We start from the raw sequence: 17,753 nt of genomic DNA on the forward strand, positions 1-17,753 counted from the left end.
ACGCGCTATCCCCCAATCAGTAATTTCCGAGTAATTCCCTTAAGCACTATCCACTAATTACAACGCGGGAACGGGCTTCCGCCTAAACAGCTTTAACAAAGCGAAAGCGAGCAATCCCGCCGAAATGCCGGCAATAACCGCCAGCGAGATACTGCCATAAAGATATTGTTCCATGTGCTCGCCAATGGATTTGAGCGAAATTTTATCCAACGGGATATCCACCTCCTTGCCGCCCATCCACAAACCGCCGGTTTTATAGCTCATAAAGATGATAACCGGGATCATGGGCGGGAAACTGATGTGTGCCGCCGTAATTACGATAGCCTTGTTTAACCTGAAAACGATAGCCAGCGAAATAGCTACCAGCGACTGAAAGCCCCAGATGGGTATAATCCCCATAAAAACACCAAATGCAACCGAGGCAGCCTTTAAACCGGGAGATTCCGCAGGGTTAAAGAACAGGTTTTTGAGCATTAACTTCGCTTTTCTTTTATCACCAAGCGTTCTGAAAAAATCGCGGGGCCTGATCCACACAAAAGAGGTGATCACCAAAAACACATTCAACAAACCAACGCGCGAAAAATCCTTCAAAGTACGAAAACGCGATCCGCTGGTTTCTTTGGGCGAATTATAAGCCCTAACCGGTACCCAAACAATCCTGATCCCCTCCCAGGCGGCACGTACCATCACTTCTGTCTCAAAGTTGTTGTTACCGGTAATGTATTTGCTGTTGTTTAGCAAATGAACAGGATACAAACGATAACCCGATTGCACATCCGGGCATTTGATACCGGTTTGCAACCAAAAACAAAAACCGGAAAGCTTATCTATCAAACTGCTTAAGGCCGGTTGCTGCTTATTGCGCGAGCCAACAATGAGCGCCGCCCGCTCGTGCTCCAGTTTTTCTATAAAAGCGGGCAGGTCGGCAGCAATATGCTGCCCGTCCGGATTGATGGTGATGGCGTATTGATAGCCCCCTTCGCTTGCCAAATCAAATGCCTTACGTAAAGCCTGCCCTTTGCCCGTATTTTGACTATAATTAACATATTGTACTTGCGGCAATGATTGAATAACGGCAGGTGTATTATCTGTTGAGCCGTAGTTAACCACAATAACCTGGTCGGTATAGGCCAACACATCGGTCATAACGGTGTTCAGCTCACCATCGTTATTATTGGCGGGTATAATTACGCATACCTGTAACTGTTTAAACTTTGCCTGTATATGTTGTAAATTATCCGTCATATGGTATAACCGCAGGTACCGGCTTCAAGTTCAGGTTGGTATTAATGGGTTTGCGGGATTTATTTTTGCTTTACAAAGTTATTTGTTTCGGGTTAAATTAAAGGTTAAATTTTTGTATATATGATTGTAGCACAGCCCGACGGCAATTTATATTATTTAAAACCAGGGCGACGTTATATGTCATTGCCTCATGTAATAAAGAAAAGCCCCCGATAATCAAACCGGAGGCTTTAATCGCACTCATTTATTAGGCCTGTAAAGCGCCCTTTGCTGTTTTCCCTAACCTGATGGCCGCTAATAAGTAATAAAAAGCACCAAAAGCCGAGTATCCCGCCAAATTAACGATACCCATGGCAGGCGAGTGCGCCATGGCAATAAATGATATACCGGCAAGCATTGATTGGCCGCCGCTCAATATCATAGGCCATTGGCCACCCAACGCTTTGCGCCTTTTTACGCCAAGCACCAGTTGGATCAGGCCGGTTAACAACGCCCAGGCGCCAAAAACAATCAGTGCCGATGGTACGCCTTTATCAATAGCAAAGCTAACCGCTATTGTGGTAATGATACTGATGCCAAGGTTAACATATTGCGGCGTTGCCGATGTTCCGTTGCCCTGGTTTGCGCGGATATCCAGAAGTGTTCCGACCACATCCCAGAGAGGATAAATTACAAGCAATATTGTTGCCGCTGTAAATGAAGTTTTGGCTAATAATGATACCGCTGTTACCCAGGCAACTGAAAATATTACCCTGATAAAATAGAGTTTACGCAATTGAGCGGCGGTACGGGTTGCTGCAGAAGTTTGGACGATTACAGTTTTATTTGCTGACATGATTTTTCAGTTTTTTTTGTGTTTTATTTGATGAAGCAAAACTGTACACAAAACGGAACAATAATTTTCACCCGGGTGAAGATCAGGGATAGCAATTGTCAGCCCTGTATCGATTTTTAGGGGTTTTGCCGGGCAAGCCGCTTTTTGATACGGGTTAACGAGGGATTTTTAATGCCCAGGTAGGATGAGATATGATAAGCAGGGATCCGGTTGATAATGTTAGGGTGCTGCGCTAACATTTGTAAGTAACGTTCTTCGGCTGTATTGAATTGAAAGGCTTCGGCACGGGCCTGCGAAAGGTTAAAAAACAGCTCGGCTATTAAACGGCCGAAGCGCTGCCAGCCGGTTGGCGTTGTATAAAGATATTGCAGATCATGGTAGCTGATAGAAATGATCTCGGCATCATCCATGGCCTGGATAAAATAGGCACAGGGATATTGGTTGATAAAACTACGGAAGGATACCAGGAACTGCCGCTCGGAAAAAAAGTAAATATTTTTTTCCTCCTGCGTTTCGGGATGTACATAATAAATGCGAAAAATCCCTTTGGTAATTAATGCCAGATCGGTACAAACAAAATTTTGCATGTTGAAAAAATCGCTTTTCTCAATTTTGCGGCTACGCCAATAAGGCAAACTGATATTGATATCATTAGCCGACAGATCGGCAAATTTGCCAAGTACATCGTTCAATATATCCTGTTTGGTTAGCATACGGTTAACAAAGCCTGATTATTTCAAATATCGGCACAAAAAACCACAGTAATTTTCACCCAGGTTAAAACAAGCTGCTTTATTTTCTTATTTTACAATCAAACTAAATCAAATAAAAAACAATCAAAAATCAATAACACAATGATGAACATAAAAATACCTCCGCATGTTACTGAGTTTGATAGAGATTATCCTTTTCCTGGCCGTTATTGTGCTGGCAGTAGCCGGTCCGCCGAAAAGGAGAAAGCAGGGCGCTAAAACCAATCCCGACGCGCAAAGGCCCTCGGCCTACAGGGTTACCCCCAATGGCGTTTTGGAATATGTAGACACCGACCGTTAAAATTTAATTTCTCCCCCTTAATAATACCGGGACGATACAGATAAAAACCGCCGCAATTGTTTGCGGCGGTTTTTTTTATCAATATTGTATAAAGCGCCCAGGAATCGTTTTTAACATTTTTGTAAACGTTCCCCAATGATGGCCTTGAGATATAATGATATTCATTATCCAAAAGAACCAATTTGTCATGTTGAACGTAGTGAAACATCTTATTCGCCCTGTAAGTTAGCGATTTTGCACCCGCAGAAGATATTTCGCTATCGCTCAATATGACAAAAAACTTTAAAAGCGATTTGCCTGATAAAGTGCCCTCTTATTCGTTAACCCTTAAAACTTTTACATTCGTTTCAATCCGGAAAATTTATTGAAATTCGGCGTCGATAAAACCATATTATGACTATAGACGAAGCTCAACACCTGGTTGACAACTGGATCAAAACAACCGGCATCCGCTATTTTAACGAACTCACCAACACTGCCATTTTAATGGAAGAGGTTGGCGAAGTGGCCCGGATTATGGCGAGACGTTACGGCGAGCAATCGTTCAAAAAATCGGATACCGAAGTTAACCTGGCTGATGAAATGGCCGACGTGCTTTTTGTACTCATTTGCCTGGCCAACCAAACCGGCATCAACCTTACCGAAGCTTTGGAGAAGAACCTGGAGAAGAAAAGTATCCGGGATGCCGAACGGCATAAAAACAATGAAAAATTAAAATAGATGAAATTAAATTGCGAAAAACAACATTAAACAAAATTTAATTCTGATTCTTTGTAGTTTAAAACAATTTAACAGGGCGACGGGCGTTTTATCTGAAACAATTTAACAGCCTTATTATGAAAACGCCTTTTATCCTTTCGCTTAGCTTTTGCGCGATACTATCCTCTTGTAACAATCATCCAACAGAAAAAGTTGCGGTATCTGATATTGTACTGACAGCACCAGCTCCTCCCCTGGAAGCCGATCAGGCAGCAGATGCCAAAGCGCACATCGATCCGGCTACTCCGGCTATCGATACTGCCAAAAAGATCATCAAAGAAGGTAACATTCGCTTTGAAACCCGCAACCCAAAAGCGGCGAGGCAAAACATTGTTGGCTCTCTTCAAAAATTAGGCGGCTACCTTGCCGAAGAAAACGAAACCAACAGCGGCGAAACCAACCAGAAAGAATATAGCCTCCAGATCAGGGTGCCATCCAAAAATTTCGATGCGTTTTTAAACAGCCTTAATTCCAGTGCCGATCATATCGAATCGAAAAATATCCATATCCGCGATGTAACTACCCAATTTATTGATACCCGGGCCGAAATCAGCAATAACAAACAGTTAGAGCAGCGTTACCTGCAACTGGCAGCCAGGGCCACCAAAATGACCGACCTGTTAGCTATTGAAGATAAACTGGCCAGCATCCGTACCACTATCGATTCGGCACAAGGCCAGCTGAATTACCTCAGTAAACAGGTTAGCTATTCATCATTGGATATCAGCTTTTATACCAAACAGGCCGGCGAGGTAAACCCGGGAACCGGATTTGCTTATAAGTTTAAAACAGCGCTTGGTGAAGGTTGGGAGGTATTGCAAAACATGTTCTTTGCCATCATCTCTTTATGGCCTTTATTGATCATCATCCTTTTTATTTTACTGATGATCAGGCGTTGGAGAAAAAAGAAAGCCGCTATAGCCACCCCGGCGCCAACTGCGGTGTAAAACCACGATGGGGCAAACCGGAACCCACCAAAACAATACTTGGCCTATCAAATTTGCACTTAAGGTTAATTTTATATTAAAATTGTAAAAACCGCAATGCCAAAAGTAGCCGTTTTATGAAGATTTAATTAAAAAGGCAGATTTCTTATTAAATCAATTAAAAATGCTTGACAAGTAGCAAATTAACACCTACTTTTAATCACCTTTTTAATTGATTGATTATGATCCGTGTACGGTCTAAAATTGTACTCCTGGTTGCGCCCGAAGTAGTTGGCGTTAAGCTTTTGCCCAATAATAAGGTTTTTAAACAAATCGCGTCTATATCGTCAATTTTTCCATCCATACACGAAATAAAACCCAATTTAATTATCCTCGATTACGATTACCTTATTAACGATATCGAAAAAATTCTTCGTCGTTTAAGCACCAACCCGGCTTATAAAAATATCAGGATCTGCTGTTATAAAAACAAATGGCACTCCAAGGTTGATCCTTTTTTGAAAGCCCTTGGCGTTGATCATATTTTTTACGCCGAAGATTTGGAAGAGGAGCCGGTGAAGAAAAACATATTCGAATCGATAGGCAGCGTACTGGATGTACCTTTGCTGAGTTTATTGGCTAAACCGGCTCATTAACCCCCCGGCCCCCTGAAGGGAGAGTAAGCGAAGATAAGTCATGCTGAATTTATTTCAGCACGTCACTTGCTAAGTAAAGCGTCTATTTTTCCTGCGGGATGCTGAAATCAGTTCAGTATGGCGGTAGAAATTTCTCAAATTATAACATCACCTTCAAAAACCTTTTCTGCGGGCCCTTCTAAAAAAATATCGGTAAAAGCCCTGCCATCATAATTAAAGCGGATATTGAGGTTACCGCCCAATACTTTGATGGGGGTGGTGATGTGGCCTGTTTGTTCGTTATGTTGGGCCATGGCCAGGGCTACGGCTGTTACGCCGGTACCGCAGGCATAGGTTTCATCTTCAACGCCACGTTCAAACGTGCGTACAAAGTAGCCCTCATCCATCGGTTCAACAAAATTTACATTGATCCCTTTTTCGTGGTAAGTTTCATTATTGCGGATGGCGTAGCCTTCGGTGTACATATCTCTACCGGCCAGGCCGTCTACCAGCTTTACGTAGTGGGGCGATCCTGTGTTCAATACATATGCTTCGGCATCGCGGTTAACCTCGTTTACATCAATCATCTGGAGGCTTACCCAATTTCCTTCGGCAGTAATTTTGGCATAATGCGGACCATCAACCGCCAAAAATTCAGTTTCACTGTCAATAACGCCTAAAAATTTGGCAAAGGCGACGATGCAGCGCCCGCCATTACCGCACATGCTGCTCGGCTGGCCGTCGGCATTATAATAAACCATTTCAAAATCGTAACCTTCCTTGTTTTGCAGCAGCATCAGGCCATCGCCGCCGATGCCGAAACGCCGGTCGCAAAGGCTTGAAATCAGCTTAGGATCGTGGTGATTAACGCTGTTATCGCGGTTATCAATCAAAATAAAGTCGTTGCCTGCGCCCTGGTATTTATAGAAGTGTAATTTCACGTAAGTATTTTATTTAGTGTCAGTATGTTGATATCAACAAAACGCGTGCTAACAATCAACCACACCGTTGTTTATCCATTTAACAAAATTTAACAAAATCGCGGATAACTTATCATTGATTATCTCGTCTATATGGTATTAAATTTGATTTGTAAAATAAGTAAACTTAATAATAAGAAAGGCAATTTATAAAATGAAAAAGATAGGTTTAACATTATTAACCGCTTTTGCCGGGGGAGCGATGGCCCTTGGGGTATACCGGGTTATTGAAAATAAATACTCAGACAATTTGAGTTTTGAGGATAAACAGAAGGTATATTTCACCAGCAACCCGATGCCTGCGGTTTCATCAACCGGCGATCTGGATTTTACACAGGCCGCAGCCGTAGCAACACCGGCGGTAGTTTATATCCGCACTACTTACAGCGCTAAATCAAACGGCGGCGGACAAGATCAGCTGGAGCAAATGTTTGGCGACATGTTCGGTCAGCGTGTTCGTCCGCAGGGCCCGCAAATGGCTTCCGGCTCGGGTGTGATCATCTCGCCCGATGGTTATATCGTAACCAATAACCACGTGGTTGAAAAGGCCGATAAAATCACCGTTGCCACTAATGATCACCGTACATTCAGCGCCAAAGTGATCGGTACCGACCCCAATACCGACCTGGCCCTGATTAAAGTGAGCGCAACCAACCTGCCTATTGTAAAATTAGGCAATAGCGATGATGCCAAAGTTGGTGAGTGGGTTTTAGCGGTAGGTAACCCTTTTAACCTTACCTCTACTGTAACCGCCGGTATTATCAGCGCCAAAGGCCGCAGCATTGGCGTTATCGGTAGCGAAAACAACGATGATGACAATCCATTTGGCCGTACAAGCCGTCAGAGCGGTCCGAAATTGAACAAGGCTATCGAATCGTTTATCCAAACAGACGCTGCCATTAACCCTGGTAACAGCGGCGGCGCCCTCGTAAATACCCGTGGCGAACTAATTGGTATTAACGCGGCTATCGCTTCGCATACCGGCTCGTACGAAGGCTATGGCTTCGCCATCCCTATTAACCTGGCCAAAAAAGTACTGAATGATATCAAAAAATTTGGCGCTGTAAAACGCGGTTATGTTGGTGTAACCTTCACCGAGCTTAACCCGGATAAAGCCCAGCAGCTTGATGTATCAACCACTAACGGTTTATATGTTAACGACCTGGTTCCGGGCGGTGGCGCCGAACAGGCCGGTTTACGTAAAGGCGATATCATTGTAAAAGTGGAAGGACAGCCTGTTTATGAATCGTCAGACCTGCAGGAACGCGTAGCCCGACTGCAACCCGGCGATAAGATCAATATCACCGTGCTGCGCGATGGCAAGGATAAAGATTTTTCGATCACCCTTAAAGGCGATGCTGCTCCGGCTAACCGTGTGGCTGCAAATTCAAAATCGGCCGAGGAGTTATTTAATAAACTGGGCGCAAGCTTCCACGCTTTAACCCCTGCCGAAAAAAACAAGCTGCGTGTTAACAGCGGTGTACTGGTAACCCAGGTACGTGAGGGCGGTTTGTTTGATGCTGCAGAAATACCTGAAGGTGTAGTAATTACCAGCATTAATAAAGTACCGGTTAACAGTGTTGATGATATTGACAAAGCTATTGTAAAACCGATACAGGGTAATATCATCATTGCCGGTTTATACCCGGATGGTTCGCACTTTAGCAGCGCGTTCCCGGCTCAATAAGTTTTTAAGTGATTTTTAATAGGAAAGCCCCGGTCGTTTTGATCGGGGCTTTTTGTTTGATGGCTGACGTAAGCCCCACTCAACCCTCACCGGAAGGGAGGGCTTTTAAAAGTCTCCCCATTCCGGGGGAGATTTAGAGGGGGCTACGATTGAGCGGGCCAATGTTTGTTAAATAGCAGAAAGCTGTTAGAAATTATCCCCCAATGTGAATGCCGCTTCGAAAAGGTTTCGTTATTCTCGTTAGAATACAGACTTTGATCCAATACCAACAGCATTGGCCCGCTCATTCGCCGCGGAATGGCTATTACTTTTGGCTTGGCCCAAAACCAAAAACCCAAGACAGAAAAAAGCTTCTCCCCGCAAGGCCATACTCCCTGCCCCGCTTTTCTGTCGCGCCACCGCGCTTTTGGGTTCGCCTATTTTAGCATATTCTTATTTTAAAACAGATTAATCCCTACACTCCAGCCTACCCAGCCTGTCCAGTTGCGGTTGCCTTCAATAAAGGAGTGGTGCAGATCGCGCGTGTAGGCATAACCGTCAATCCGCGAACGCTGATCTGAATACAGGAAATTTAACGATGGCCCGGCAGCTATAGAAAACAGCCTGGCTACTTTAAAAGTGAGATCCAGGTTAAACCTGTTAAGCAGGTTTGTTTTAAGCCAGGTGCCCTGGTACAGGTAGCCCGAACCTAATTCGGTATTGATGGCCAGTTTTCGGCCCAGGCCAAACTCGCGGCCAAAACCTAAGCCGAACGAGTATAGTTTGCTGTTTTCATCAAACCGCATGCCGCCCTGCCATATGGTGTACAGCTTGTTATTGCCGTTTTTAAAAGCGAGATGAAGGTTTTGGGTTTCGTTGGTTGAAATTGCCAGTTTATGGTAACCGCTTTTAATAATATTGAGCAACCCGATGCTGAAGCCCGACGAGGTATCGGCAATATTAACCAAACCTATTTGTACCCCGGTTAGGTGTTTGGCGTAGTTAAAAACTGCGGCTGCCTGCACTCCGCTAAACTTTTGGCCGGCAATGTTGCCTACAGCGGCCAGTTGCAGCGCATCCGAATTTTTCCCGGCGATGTTACCGATCGCCCCTAACTGGATCCCTCTTACCGAACCCCGGGTATGATTGTATAAACCCGAAAGCTGGATGCCGTCCATATCCTGCTTTACACTGTTATGCAGCAGCGATAGTTGAATGCCGCGCACATTGCCCAGCACATTGTTGTAAAGCCCGCCTAATTGTACACCGTTTACCGAACCGCCTACCACATTAAAAACCCCGGCTATCTGCACCGCGCCAACATCGCCCTTATCCAGGTTAAAGATCAGGCCCATTTCAAAACCATCTACTCCGGCATTATAGCCGCCTACTGCGTTAAGCGAAACGATGTTAACGATCTGTCCGCCGAAATCGCCGTGGGTACTTACGCCGGGAATAGCGGAGGCCTGGAATGGCGCCTGGGCTATCAACCCGCGCAGGTTGGCGGCTTCTACCTGTTGTTTGGTGGAAAGGAACAGTTTCCCTAATGATGTTTTTTCAATGCCATTATAATCATCACTCAAAATATAACCCAGCAGTGTTTTCTTTTTACCGATGGTGGTATCGGTGCTTGTAACCTTTACATCGGCTAAAAAAGTAATGGTGGTATCCTTATAAAACTCCTTGCTGATGGTGATGGTAACGGGCTGGTTCTGGTTATGCAGGTTCAGATCGAAGTGCCCATCCTTATCCGTTAATACCGATTGCAGTTCTTCGTGCGAGTATACGCTGGCATTGGGCAGCTTCTTGCCGGTTTGCTCATCGGTTACCGTACCGCTTATGGTATAGCTGTCGCCTTCGGTGGCGGCTTTATCGGTCACTATATTAAGCCGCAGGGGGGCATATCTTAATATTACAAAATTTTTAGCCTCATGGTATTCAAAGCGGTAGCTAAGCATCTGGTCAAGCACCTCTTTAATGGTCTGGTTATCGGCATTAACGGTAACCAGGCTATCGGTTTTTACAATATTGCTGTTGTACGAAAAGTAAAAATTGCCCTTTTCTTCGATGGTTTTGAGCACCGTGCCCAGGCGCATCCGGGTTACATGTACGGTGATGTTTTTGGAGAGGATGGAGCTGGCATGGGCGTGATTGGTTAGGCTGCCGAGGAGGAGCAGTAACATTGCAAAAAACCACTTGTCATTTCGACGAACAGGGGATGGCCTGCGCGCGGGCGTGAGGAGAAATCTTATCCGCCTTGCAAAGCTCACCGGCTGCTTGTATAAGATTTCTCCTCGCTCCCCGCTTTTACCCACACATGCTAGTCGAAATGACATAGTTTTTATATTATTTATATTTAGATTGGTGTCATGTTGCACCCGTCGAAGCATGGTGGGCAGGCCTCTCCAAGCTACCCTTCCACAAGCTCAGGGTGACCCGCCACTACCGCAACACAATCCCCTTCTTACCCTTGTCCACTTTCACCTTAAATGTTTCTTTAATCACCAGCAGCACATCATCCAGGGGCTGATCTTTAAAAACTGTGGTAATGGGCAAATTCTCAATGGCTTTATTGCCTATGCTGATGTGCGCGCCGTAAACTTCGTTTAGCGAAGCCACCAGTTCATGCAGCGGGGTTTGGTCGCATACCAACTGGTGGGTGGCGTAGTAGTTGTACAGCCTGCCGCGGATGTTTTCTTTGGCCTGCAAGCCCTCCTGTTTGGTTACCAGTACTTTTTCGCCGGGGTTGAGGTTGATGCTTTTGCTTTTTTCGCTTACGTTCACAATGCCGGTTTCTACAATTACCTGCGTTTTGCCGTCGCGGCTTTTTACATTGAATGACGTGCCAACCACCCTAACCGTTACACCGTTCACCTTAATAATAAACGGTTTTGTTTTATCGGGCGATACTTTAAAAAAGGCCTCCCCCTTCATGGTTACCGGGCGGATTGTTCCGCTAAATTTCTCGGGATACCTCAGCGTGCTATGGCTGTTCAGTGTAACTTCCGACATGTCTGGCAGGGTTGTAGTACGGGGCTCGTTATTACTTTCGATGGTTACAACCGAAATAAAATCGTTACTATAATAACGGCTGATGGTTAACCAGGCCACCGTGCAAATCAACAATACCGATGCCGCTATCCCCACCCAATACCCGGGCTTCATTTTTTGCACTTTAACAAGCGGCACGGCATCTTCGGTTTTATTCAGCCGGTTTTGCAGGCGGATAAAAGCAGCATCCTCGTCCACATTACGGGTGCCTGCAATCTGCTGGCTCTGATCCCAAATCAGTTTAAAATTTTCGTACTCCTGCCGGTTGGCCGCATCGGCCGCAAGCCAGTTTTGTATCGCTTCGGCCTCGGCGGGCGTGGCTTCGCCAACAAGGTATTTCACCAGCAAATCATCATTTATGGGCATACCGGTATAGCTCATACAAACCAATCAATTAATAACAATAAAATAATGGGTAAAAATTCGGCCAGCTTCTGGCGCATTACCCGCAGCGCCTTGCCCATCTGGTTTTCGATGGTTTTGATCGAAAGGCCCATCTGATCGGCAATTTGCTGGTATTTTAACTGCTCGAACCTGCTGAGCTGAAAAATAATGCGGCACTGCTCGGGCAGTTCGCTCAGAGCTTTTTCAATGTGGCTTTGCAGTTCGGCAGCCATCAGTTTTTTCGAGGCCGGCTCATCGCCGCCTGTGTTTTGTTCCATCTCTCCGGCATAATAAACGCCAAAATTGCTGCGCACCTGTTGGTGCTTCAGGTAGTTTAAACTTTCGTTATGCACGGCCCGGTAAAGGTAGGCCTTAATGCTACCATCGGTTTTTAGCTGGTCGCGTTTCTCCCAAACCCGGCAAAAAACGTTTTGCACCACCTCTTCGGCCTGTTCATCATCCTTTAAAAAAGTGTAGGCGTAGGCATGCAGACTTTTAAAGTGATCTTTAAATAGTCGCTCAAAAGCCTTTTGGCTTCCCTGTTTTATTAAAGTAATGGCCGTGCTATCGCTGTATTCCACTTTCAGGGTGTAGATGTCGGCATTAAAGATAGCAGGTTTGGCCTTTAAATTCATAGCGTGCAGTTGTTAAAAATCAGGCCGGCTGAATTTGGATGGTGTACAGCGTGTGGTGAATATCAACCTTGCTGCACACGCCGTTGGTATAACTGTAAAAATTGTAATTGCCATCGGGCAGGTCAATGCGGTACACATGCGGGCTCACCTGCTTCACCTGCAAAAACTGCTGAAAGTTATCTGAATATACCTGCGCCTGATCATCCGGCTCACGGCAGTACAACAGCATCAGGTTAGCGCCAATCTGCTGCTGATCAAGCTTGCCGCATTTACCCTCGGCCACCGTTTGGTAGCCCGAAGCCACTGCCCTGGTTTGGCGATTGCACTTTTCCTTATCATTAACATGGCGGCAAACGGTAGAGTTGATGAGCTTGCCCTTGCTAAACATGCTCTCTTCCTGAATGTCAACCTTTACGCTGAAAATAAAGCGCATTTTAACCTGCGAGATCATTTTAAGGTACAGCTCATCGCCCTGCTGCCTGCGGTACAAATTGAGGTGACCAACCACCTTGCCGCTATGTAGCACATTGTACTTAACCGTTTGCTCCTGCGCCGCGCTGCCCGCCGCCAGGCCCAGCAAGGCCAAAATTGTGGCAGCCCGTTTTAGCGGCTTCAGAAATTTTACAGTTGGGAATGTTTTGTTACGAAAAGCGGGGAGGATATATTTTTTAAATAACCAAATTATTAATGCGGGTATCATGGGTAATGGTTTTAAGGTAATTGAATAAAGTAGCAAACGCGTTTACTTTATTACAACAACCTAAACTGTTACCCCTATGTGATTGCATTTTTTTGGATTGAATTTATTATACTTTGTCTATATGAATTATATACTTTTTCAAATATAGTAAAATTGGAATAGAAATTTTCACACGAATGCTTAGCAAGCCGACTGCAATTAATCGAATTACACGAATTGGTATCATGGCTTCATTTAAGGAATTTGTGCAATTCGATAATTCGCAAAAATTCGTGGAGAAATTTTTAACCGGATGTCGGCAGGGTTGGGAGCTTTTTAAGGATATCAGCGAATACGTTTATATTTATTTCGCTGTTGGTCTCTTCATCGGTATATTCCAAGCTTTCAAATTCGTGAAAGGTATGGTCGAGATCATTATTCCAGGTGCCGAAGTGTAGATCGGGTACTTGCCATTGATCTGCGTAAAACCAATGATGAGATATCAGTTTGGACCGAATTAAGTCGTCCAATATGGACAGCTCCATATTTTGAGGATTGTTGAATACTACGCTGCTGAAGTTTTTGTAATTACCAGCATCGCGGTATAGGTAGTTGAATTTGATGTTGGGCATGCGGCAAGGTAGGCCGGATGGGGGTGGTTGTCAATCGGAGATAAGTGAACTTTTATCGGTTCGCAAAAATATCATTGTGCATCTTCAGAAACTCCGCTTTAGGGTAAAATTTCTTTGGTTCGATAATTTGCTGGCCGTCGATATCAATGAAGTTTTGTTTGATGGCTTTGACATCTTTTTGGTCATAAAACTTTGTCGAAACCTTTACCTTAAAATCTTCTGTAATCGTAATCATGTGCTTATCAAACGCTTTATCATATAAAGCGATAAATGCAAAACCATTATGTGGGTTTAGGCGATTTCCCTTGTCCTTGCTCCATGGTGCGATATGACTTGCAACCAGTAAACCGGGGATAGCCACGCCCGTAACGCAGCATTGATTATTGTAATTTGAAAGCACTACATCTCTAAAGATTGATTGATTTAAACGTAACTTAACCGATCTAATAGCTTCCCGCCATCCTTCCTCTTGATATTCATCAAGGTTGATAGCATATAATTTTTCTACCGTGGTATGTTTCTTTTGAGCCAATAGTACCTCGCCCTCCATGTATTTTTCATCCCAACGATGCATGTATTCATCCCAAATCTCTCTATCAAGTTTACTGGCGTTGCTCATTCCTTTGATACCATGTTGTTTCAAAACAGGATCAAGACTTGCAAAGTTGACAAGTTTGTAAGCTACCGAGCCCGGTGTTCTTCCTATTAAAGCCGCCAGTTCTTTTATTAAAGGATTGCCTTGATGGATTTGGCCAAATAGTAATTTGCTGTATAAGTTGATGGCTAAAGTCAGCTCGTCTTTTGTCCAGAGTGTTTGGCCTTGTTTCATGAAATAATCTCTTTTTTGAAAATATTTTTTTTAAAGATATTTAAATATTTACTTATACTATAATTGAAAAAGGCCGCTGCTGACAAAGCTCATCGACGCTTTAAAAATTAATAGATGTCGATTATTTTAATCTCAATATTCCCTATATTGGCTTAATTAATAATTTCAATACTCTATTTCAATGATAGTAAGAGACAGATTATACGACAATCGAATTAATTCACTAAATATTTTAATTGAAATAGATATTGAAGAATATTACTCTTTATCTAAGGATATTTTAAAAAACAACGAATTTCAACGGCGTAGAGTCGGGTCCGCATCGTCGATTTATAATTTATTAAAAACCGATTTGAGACAAGGCTGTGTTATTCCTCCTATTGTACTTGCATTGGCAGTTGAGGCCCGACCGAAGATAGATGAAACTGACGATAAGTTGGTGCAGACCATTATAGATCAAAAAGAGAAACTAATTATACTCGACGGTTTGCAGAGAACCTATACTATTAGGGATCTTATTAACGAATTAAATGAGCGGAATGATCCTGACACAAACAAGGTGTTAAAGAATAAATTGAGGGTTGAAATTTATTTAGGTATAAATAAGCTAGGTATATTATATCGTATGTTGACCTTAAACACTGGTCAAACACCAATGTCAAGTAGACATCAAATTGAAATGATTTACTCAGACTATATCCGAGAAAATATTAACGGTATAACTTTATTAAAAGAAGTAGACGACCAGGCTCCAAACAACTTAGGGGAATATAAGTTCAAGGACATAATTGATGGCTTTAGCTCATATCTTGATAGAGACTATTTAGGTTTAGACAGGACAGATATACTCGATAACATTAAGAGTTTGGAAAAGTTATCCATCGAAAATCAAGATAAAGATTTGTTTAAAGATTTTCTAATTACTTATGATGCATTCGTAAAAAAGATGGATCAACTTTCCGACGGGTGGAGTTTAGACGAGAAAAATATAAGACTTACGGGGCAAGCATTTGGAAAGAATACGTTAAAAATCTTCAATAAATCTCAAGCGATGACAGGATTTGGTTCAGCGCTCGGTAAATTATTAGATTTTAAACTTATTGATGAAGTAAAAGATGTAATAGGACTTATTAATGGATTGGAAGATGCTAATATAACTCAAGACTTGGATGTTTTAATAACTAAGCTCGATGAAGTAAGAAGCAAAGCAAAAAAGATTGGCAATGATCAAAGAATGTATTTTCATTTCTTTTTCAGAGAGTTATTTGATAAAAAGTCCGATGGATATTTAGATATTGGAAAATCAATAAATGAAGCATTTTCTCAATACGAAAGAAAAACCCAATAGGCAATGTCCTTAAAATTATTAAGCCCCTTATCCAATTCCGATAAAATTTTCGAAACAATCGCATTCATCGAAGAGCGACAGAAGTCTTATTTTTTATTAAGTGATTCTTCCGGAGAAGAAATAAGAATTAAATACATTCCTCTTGTTGATGCTTCATGGGATCCAACGAGATTCGATCTCTTTTTCTTGGATAACCCCTATTTAAATGCAGAGAATGATGTTTTTCAAGTTTATTGCGATGAAAAAAAAGAAAGACTGGGATGGATTTTTCCTATTACAGTATTAATTTCTAATGACAACGATTTTTCTGACAACCGGAATCTTAATCGATATAAGTATGTTGCTCAATACAAACTTTTAAATGACTATGCTAAAATTTTGAAACCTACTGATGTAAATACCGACTTGTTAATTACCGATATCTACAACGATTCCACTCTAATTTGTATTTTAAGTAGAGATACAATAGAAACAATCAACGATTTTAATTTCAACAATTATCGTTTGTCACTATACAAGTATGGATATTCAATTTTTCAAGAGGATTTTATTAGAAAACCTGTTTTAGCCAAAAATGACTTTGTTGATGAAATGCGTAGGCAAAGGCTTCGAATAAATTTAAAAAAGGCCAAATTCAATATCTCATCTAACAAGTATGTGGAATCTCTTTTTATCAAACACCTTCTTAAGACAGATGATTCACTGGTGCGGTTTATATTCCTGTATCAAATAATTGAACAACTCATGGAAGACGAGTTTAATGATTTATTTGAAAATTACTTAAACGACTACACATCCAAAAAAATCACAAAAAACGATTTTAAAGAATACATAAACACGGCATCAAAAGAAAGAGATCTTATAAAAAGCGTATTCAATAATACCACTATTTCAATTGAGCTTCAAAGAGAATTTGAGGAAGCGTTTTCCAATCTATTTGATAGTCTAGATTATAAAACAAGAAGTTCACTGCCTGATAGAATATATGACTTTAGAAATCTAGTCACACATAGCTACAGAAATGTAATAGATAAAGAAACAATAATAACAGAGTTGGTTCAGATTTTTGAAGACATAATAATTTATGCTTTAATAAACTATAATAAAAATCCAATAGCGTTAGCGGAGGCCTCTTAATTTAAAATATAACCTATTAAGCATTGGTTGGTGATCCTTCACCCCCTCACCAACCGCCTAAACTCCTTCGGGCTCTTCACCCTCTGCTTCTTAAAAAACTTATTAAAATGGCTTTCGTCGGTAAAGCCAAATTCGGAGGCTATTTCATTCAGGCGTTTATCACTAAACCGGAGGCGATGCTCAATCAGTTTGGTTTTGTAGTTGGTAACGTATTGTTGCAGGGTTTCGGAGGTGTGGCGTTTAAAATATTTGCCCAGGTAGGCTTCCGAAATGCCGAAGGTGTTGCTGATGGCTTCAACCTTTAGCTTTTCGGGGTAGTAAATATTGTTCTGTATGTATTGCAGTATGTCGGTTGCGCGCTCTTCGGTGCCGGGGTTTACCTGTTCGGGCAGGTATTTGGCAATGTTGCGGGCCACTACAATAATAAGGGTGTTCACCAGTTGCTGCACCAGTTCGTGGTTGTACAGGTCTTTGTTTTCCACCTCGCGCATCATGGCCTCCACCATGGGCGCAACCAGTTGCTTATCTGTTATATTTTTAAGGATGCAGCCCGGCTGGTGGTTAGCATTGTGCAATATATACTCCAAACGCTTTACACTTTCGTTATGCAGCGCGCCGTTTTTAAGGTAAATATGGTTAAACTGCAAAAAGAAAAACCGGGTAGTGGTTTCGATGTTAAAGGTATGGCAATCGTCGGGCGTGAGCAAAAAGAGGTGGCCCGGCTGGTATTTGAACTTGCTTTGGTTAATGCACTGCTCGCCGGTACCGTTAACAATGTAAACCAACTCAAAAAAGTTATGTTTATGCTCCGGTTTAGTGTACACATCCAGCGTTTGGTGCTGGATGCTAAAGGGTTCGTACAGGTTTTGTTTGATCATAAGCCTCACCTAAATCCTCTCCGGGGGAGAGGACTTTGATCGTTTGGTTTGTTAATAAAAATGAATACCCTGCTACTCAAA

18 protein-coding genes are annotated in these 17,753 nt (G+C 42.7%); 7 read left to right on the forward strand and 11 right to left on the reverse strand.

Annotated elements, in window-relative coordinates:
• Positions 1-57: 57 nt before the first annotated feature.
• The 3 genes from LX99_RS17865 to LX99_RS17875 all read right to left on the reverse strand — a co-directional run bounded on the left by LX99_RS17865 (position 58) and on the right by LX99_RS17875 (position 2,793).
• On the reverse strand, positions 58-1,245 hold the full coding sequence (locus LX99_RS17865) for a DUF2062 domain-containing protein (RefSeq protein ID WP_109609107.1): 1,188 nt from the start codon (positions 1,243-1,245) through the stop codon (positions 58-60).
• A gap of 247 nt (positions 1,246-1,492) precedes the next feature.
• Positions 1,493-2,080, reverse strand: coding sequence for a DUF308 domain-containing protein (locus LX99_RS17870; RefSeq protein ID WP_109609108.1), 588 nt, complete (start codon positions 2,078-2,080; stop codon positions 1,493-1,495).
• A gap of 116 nt (positions 2,081-2,196) precedes the next feature.
• Positions 2,197-2,793, reverse strand: a complete 597-nt coding sequence (locus LX99_RS17875) for a Crp/Fnr family transcriptional regulator (protein ID WP_109609109.1) — start codon at positions 2,791-2,793, stop codon at positions 2,197-2,199.
• A 166-nt stretch (positions 2,794-2,959) separates the two neighbouring features.
• Here LX99_RS17875 and LX99_RS25750 point away from each other — a divergent pair, with 166 nt between their 5' ends.
• From LX99_RS25750 to LX99_RS17890, 4 genes are all read left to right on the forward strand, one after another.
• Positions 2,960-3,133 (forward strand): hypothetical protein, encoded by a 174-nt coding sequence (locus tag LX99_RS25750; protein WP_170122739.1) that lies wholly within the window; start codon positions 2,960-2,962, stop codon positions 3,131-3,133.
• A gap of 393 nt (positions 3,134-3,526) precedes the next feature.
• Positions 3,527-3,853 carry a nucleotide pyrophosphohydrolase gene (locus LX99_RS17880; RefSeq protein WP_109609110.1) on the forward strand — a complete coding sequence of 109 codons (327 nt, stop codon included), beginning with the start codon at positions 3,527-3,529 and terminating at the stop codon, positions 3,851-3,853.
• Between the two features lie 116 nt (positions 3,854-3,969).
• Entirely contained in the window at positions 3,970-4,839 is an 870-nt protein-coding gene (locus LX99_RS17885) for a DUF4349 domain-containing protein (protein ID WP_109609111.1), read from the forward strand.
• Positions 4,840-5,060: 221 nt separating this feature from the next.
• Complete coding sequence (locus tag LX99_RS17890; protein ID WP_022834194.1) at positions 5,061-5,474, forward strand: hypothetical protein; 414 nt, start codon at positions 5,061-5,063, stop codon at positions 5,472-5,474.
• Between the two features lie 134 nt (positions 5,475-5,608).
• On the opposite strand, the gene dapF is transcribed toward LX99_RS17890, so the two are convergent.
• Positions 5,609-6,394 carry a diaminopimelate epimerase gene (gene dapF, locus LX99_RS17895; RefSeq protein WP_109609112.1) on the reverse strand — a complete coding sequence of 262 codons (786 nt, stop codon included), beginning with the start codon at positions 6,392-6,394 and terminating at the stop codon, positions 5,609-5,611.
• 193 nt (positions 6,395-6,587) lie between these two features.
• Here dapF and LX99_RS17900 point away from each other — a divergent pair, with 193 nt between their 5' ends.
• Positions 6,588-8,120, forward strand: a complete 1,533-nt coding sequence (locus LX99_RS17900) for a Do family serine endopeptidase (RefSeq protein WP_109609113.1) — start codon at positions 6,588-6,590, stop codon at positions 8,118-8,120.
• 437 nt (positions 8,121-8,557) lie between these two features.
• Here LX99_RS17900 and LX99_RS17905 read toward each other — a convergent pair whose 3' ends face one another.
• The 6 genes from LX99_RS17905 to LX99_RS17930 form a co-directional block, all read right to left on the reverse strand.
• The gene (locus LX99_RS17905) at positions 8,558-10,282 is read right to left on the reverse strand and encodes an STN and carboxypeptidase regulatory-like domain-containing protein (RefSeq protein ID WP_170122740.1); all 1,725 of its coding nucleotides are present in this window, start codon (positions 10,280-10,282) and stop codon (positions 8,558-8,560) included.
• A 259-nt stretch (positions 10,283-10,541) separates the two neighbouring features.
• Positions 10,542-11,531 (reverse strand): FecR domain-containing protein, encoded by a 990-nt coding sequence (locus LX99_RS17910; protein ID WP_109609115.1) that lies wholly within the window; start codon positions 11,529-11,531, stop codon positions 10,542-10,544.
• Positions 11,528-12,169, reverse strand: a complete 642-nt coding sequence (locus tag LX99_RS17915) for an RNA polymerase sigma-70 factor (RefSeq protein WP_109609116.1) — start codon at positions 12,167-12,169, stop codon at positions 11,528-11,530. The genes LX99_RS17910 and LX99_RS17915 overlap by 4 nt, the downstream gene beginning before the upstream one ends.
• A 19-nt stretch (positions 12,170-12,188) precedes the next feature.
• Entirely contained in the window at positions 12,189-12,869 is a 681-nt protein-coding gene (locus LX99_RS17920) for a DUF6134 family protein (protein WP_109609117.1), read from the reverse strand.
• 284 nt (positions 12,870-13,153) lie between these two features.
• Positions 13,154-13,480: a hypothetical protein gene (locus LX99_RS25380; RefSeq protein WP_146203155.1), complete on the reverse strand. Its 327-nt coding sequence runs from the start codon at positions 13,478-13,480 to the stop codon at positions 13,154-13,156.
• A 52-nt stretch (positions 13,481-13,532) separates the two neighbouring features.
• Positions 13,533-14,309 carry an HNH endonuclease gene (locus LX99_RS17930; RefSeq protein ID WP_109609119.1) on the reverse strand — a complete coding sequence of 259 codons (777 nt, stop codon included), beginning with the start codon at positions 14,307-14,309 and terminating at the stop codon, positions 13,533-13,535.
• A gap of 181 nt (positions 14,310-14,490) precedes the next feature.
• Between LX99_RS17930 and LX99_RS17935 the strand changes: the two genes are divergently transcribed.
• Together LX99_RS17935 and LX99_RS17940 are read left to right on the forward strand one after the other, a co-directional pair.
• Positions 14,491-15,657, forward strand: coding sequence for a hypothetical protein (locus LX99_RS17935; protein ID WP_109609120.1), 1,167 nt, complete (start codon positions 14,491-14,493; stop codon positions 15,655-15,657).
• A 3-nt stretch (positions 15,658-15,660) separates the two neighbouring features.
• Positions 15,661-16,794 carry a ubiquitin family protein gene (locus LX99_RS17940; RefSeq protein ID WP_109609121.1) on the forward strand — a complete coding sequence of 378 codons (1,134 nt, stop codon included), beginning with the start codon at positions 15,661-15,663 and terminating at the stop codon, positions 16,792-16,794.
• Between the two features lie 38 nt (positions 16,795-16,832).
• On the opposite strand, the gene LX99_RS17945 is transcribed toward LX99_RS17940, so the two are convergent.
• Positions 16,833-17,672, reverse strand: coding sequence for an AraC family transcriptional regulator (locus tag LX99_RS17945; protein ID WP_109609122.1), 840 nt, complete (start codon positions 17,670-17,672; stop codon positions 16,833-16,835).
• Between the last annotated feature and the right edge of the window lie 81 nt (positions 17,673-17,753).

The sequence above is a fragment of the Mucilaginibacter oryzae genome (assembly GCF_003148845.1).
Taxonomy (GTDB): domain Bacteria; phylum Bacteroidota; class Bacteroidia; order Sphingobacteriales; family Sphingobacteriaceae; genus Mucilaginibacter; species Mucilaginibacter oryzae.

What these genes read in the sequence shown, in the direction of transcription:
- LX99_RS17865 (WP_109609107.1), bottom strand. Translation starts at nt 1,245, where the DNA reads ATGACGGATAATTTACAACATATACAGGCAAAGTTTAAACAGTTACAG.
- LX99_RS17870 (WP_109609108.1), bottom strand. Translation starts at nt 2,080, where the DNA reads ATGTCAGCAAATAAAACTGTAATCGTCCAAACTTCTGCAGCAACCCGT.
- LX99_RS17875 (WP_109609109.1), bottom strand. Translation starts at nt 2,793, where the DNA reads ATGCTAACCAAACAGGATATATTGAACGATGTACTTGGCAAATTTGCC.
- LX99_RS25750 (WP_170122739.1), top strand. Translation starts at nt 2,960, where the DNA reads ATGTTACTGAGTTTGATAGAGATTATCCTTTTCCTGGCCGTTATTGTG.
- LX99_RS17880 (WP_109609110.1), top strand. Translation starts at nt 3,527, where the DNA reads ATGACTATAGACGAAGCTCAACACCTGGTTGACAACTGGATCAAAACA.
- LX99_RS17885 (WP_109609111.1), top strand. Translation starts at nt 3,970, where the DNA reads ATGAAAACGCCTTTTATCCTTTCGCTTAGCTTTTGCGCGATACTATCC.
- LX99_RS17890 (WP_022834194.1), top strand. Translation starts at nt 5,061, where the DNA reads ATGATCCGTGTACGGTCTAAAATTGTACTCCTGGTTGCGCCCGAAGTA.
- LX99_RS17900 (WP_109609113.1), top strand. Translation starts at nt 6,588, where the DNA reads ATGAAAAAGATAGGTTTAACATTATTAACCGCTTTTGCCGGGGGAGCG.
- LX99_RS17905 (WP_170122740.1), bottom strand. Translation starts at nt 10,282, where the DNA reads ATGTTACTGCTCCTCCTCGGCAGCCTAACCAATCACGCCCATGCCAGC.
- LX99_RS17910 (WP_109609115.1), bottom strand. Translation starts at nt 11,531, where the DNA reads ATGAGCTATACCGGTATGCCCATAAATGATGATTTGCTGGTGAAATAC.
- LX99_RS17915 (WP_109609116.1), bottom strand. Translation starts at nt 12,169, where the DNA reads ATGAATTTAAAGGCCAAACCTGCTATCTTTAATGCCGACATCTACACC.
- LX99_RS17920 (WP_109609117.1), bottom strand. Translation starts at nt 12,869, where the DNA reads ATGATACCCGCATTAATAATTTGGTTATTTAAAAAATATATCCTCCCC.
- LX99_RS25380 (WP_146203155.1), bottom strand. Translation starts at nt 13,480, where the DNA reads ATGCCCAACATCAAATTCAACTACCTATACCGCGATGCTGGTAATTAC.
- LX99_RS17930 (WP_109609119.1), bottom strand. Translation starts at nt 14,309, where the DNA reads ATGAAACAAGGCCAAACACTCTGGACAAAAGACGAGCTGACTTTAGCC.
- LX99_RS17935 (WP_109609120.1), top strand. Translation starts at nt 14,491, where the DNA reads ATGATAGTAAGAGACAGATTATACGACAATCGAATTAATTCACTAAAT.
- LX99_RS17940 (WP_109609121.1), top strand. Translation starts at nt 15,661, where the DNA reads ATGTCCTTAAAATTATTAAGCCCCTTATCCAATTCCGATAAAATTTTC.
- LX99_RS17945 (WP_109609122.1), bottom strand. Translation starts at nt 17,672, where the DNA reads ATGATCAAACAAAACCTGTACGAACCCTTTAGCATCCAGCACCAAACG.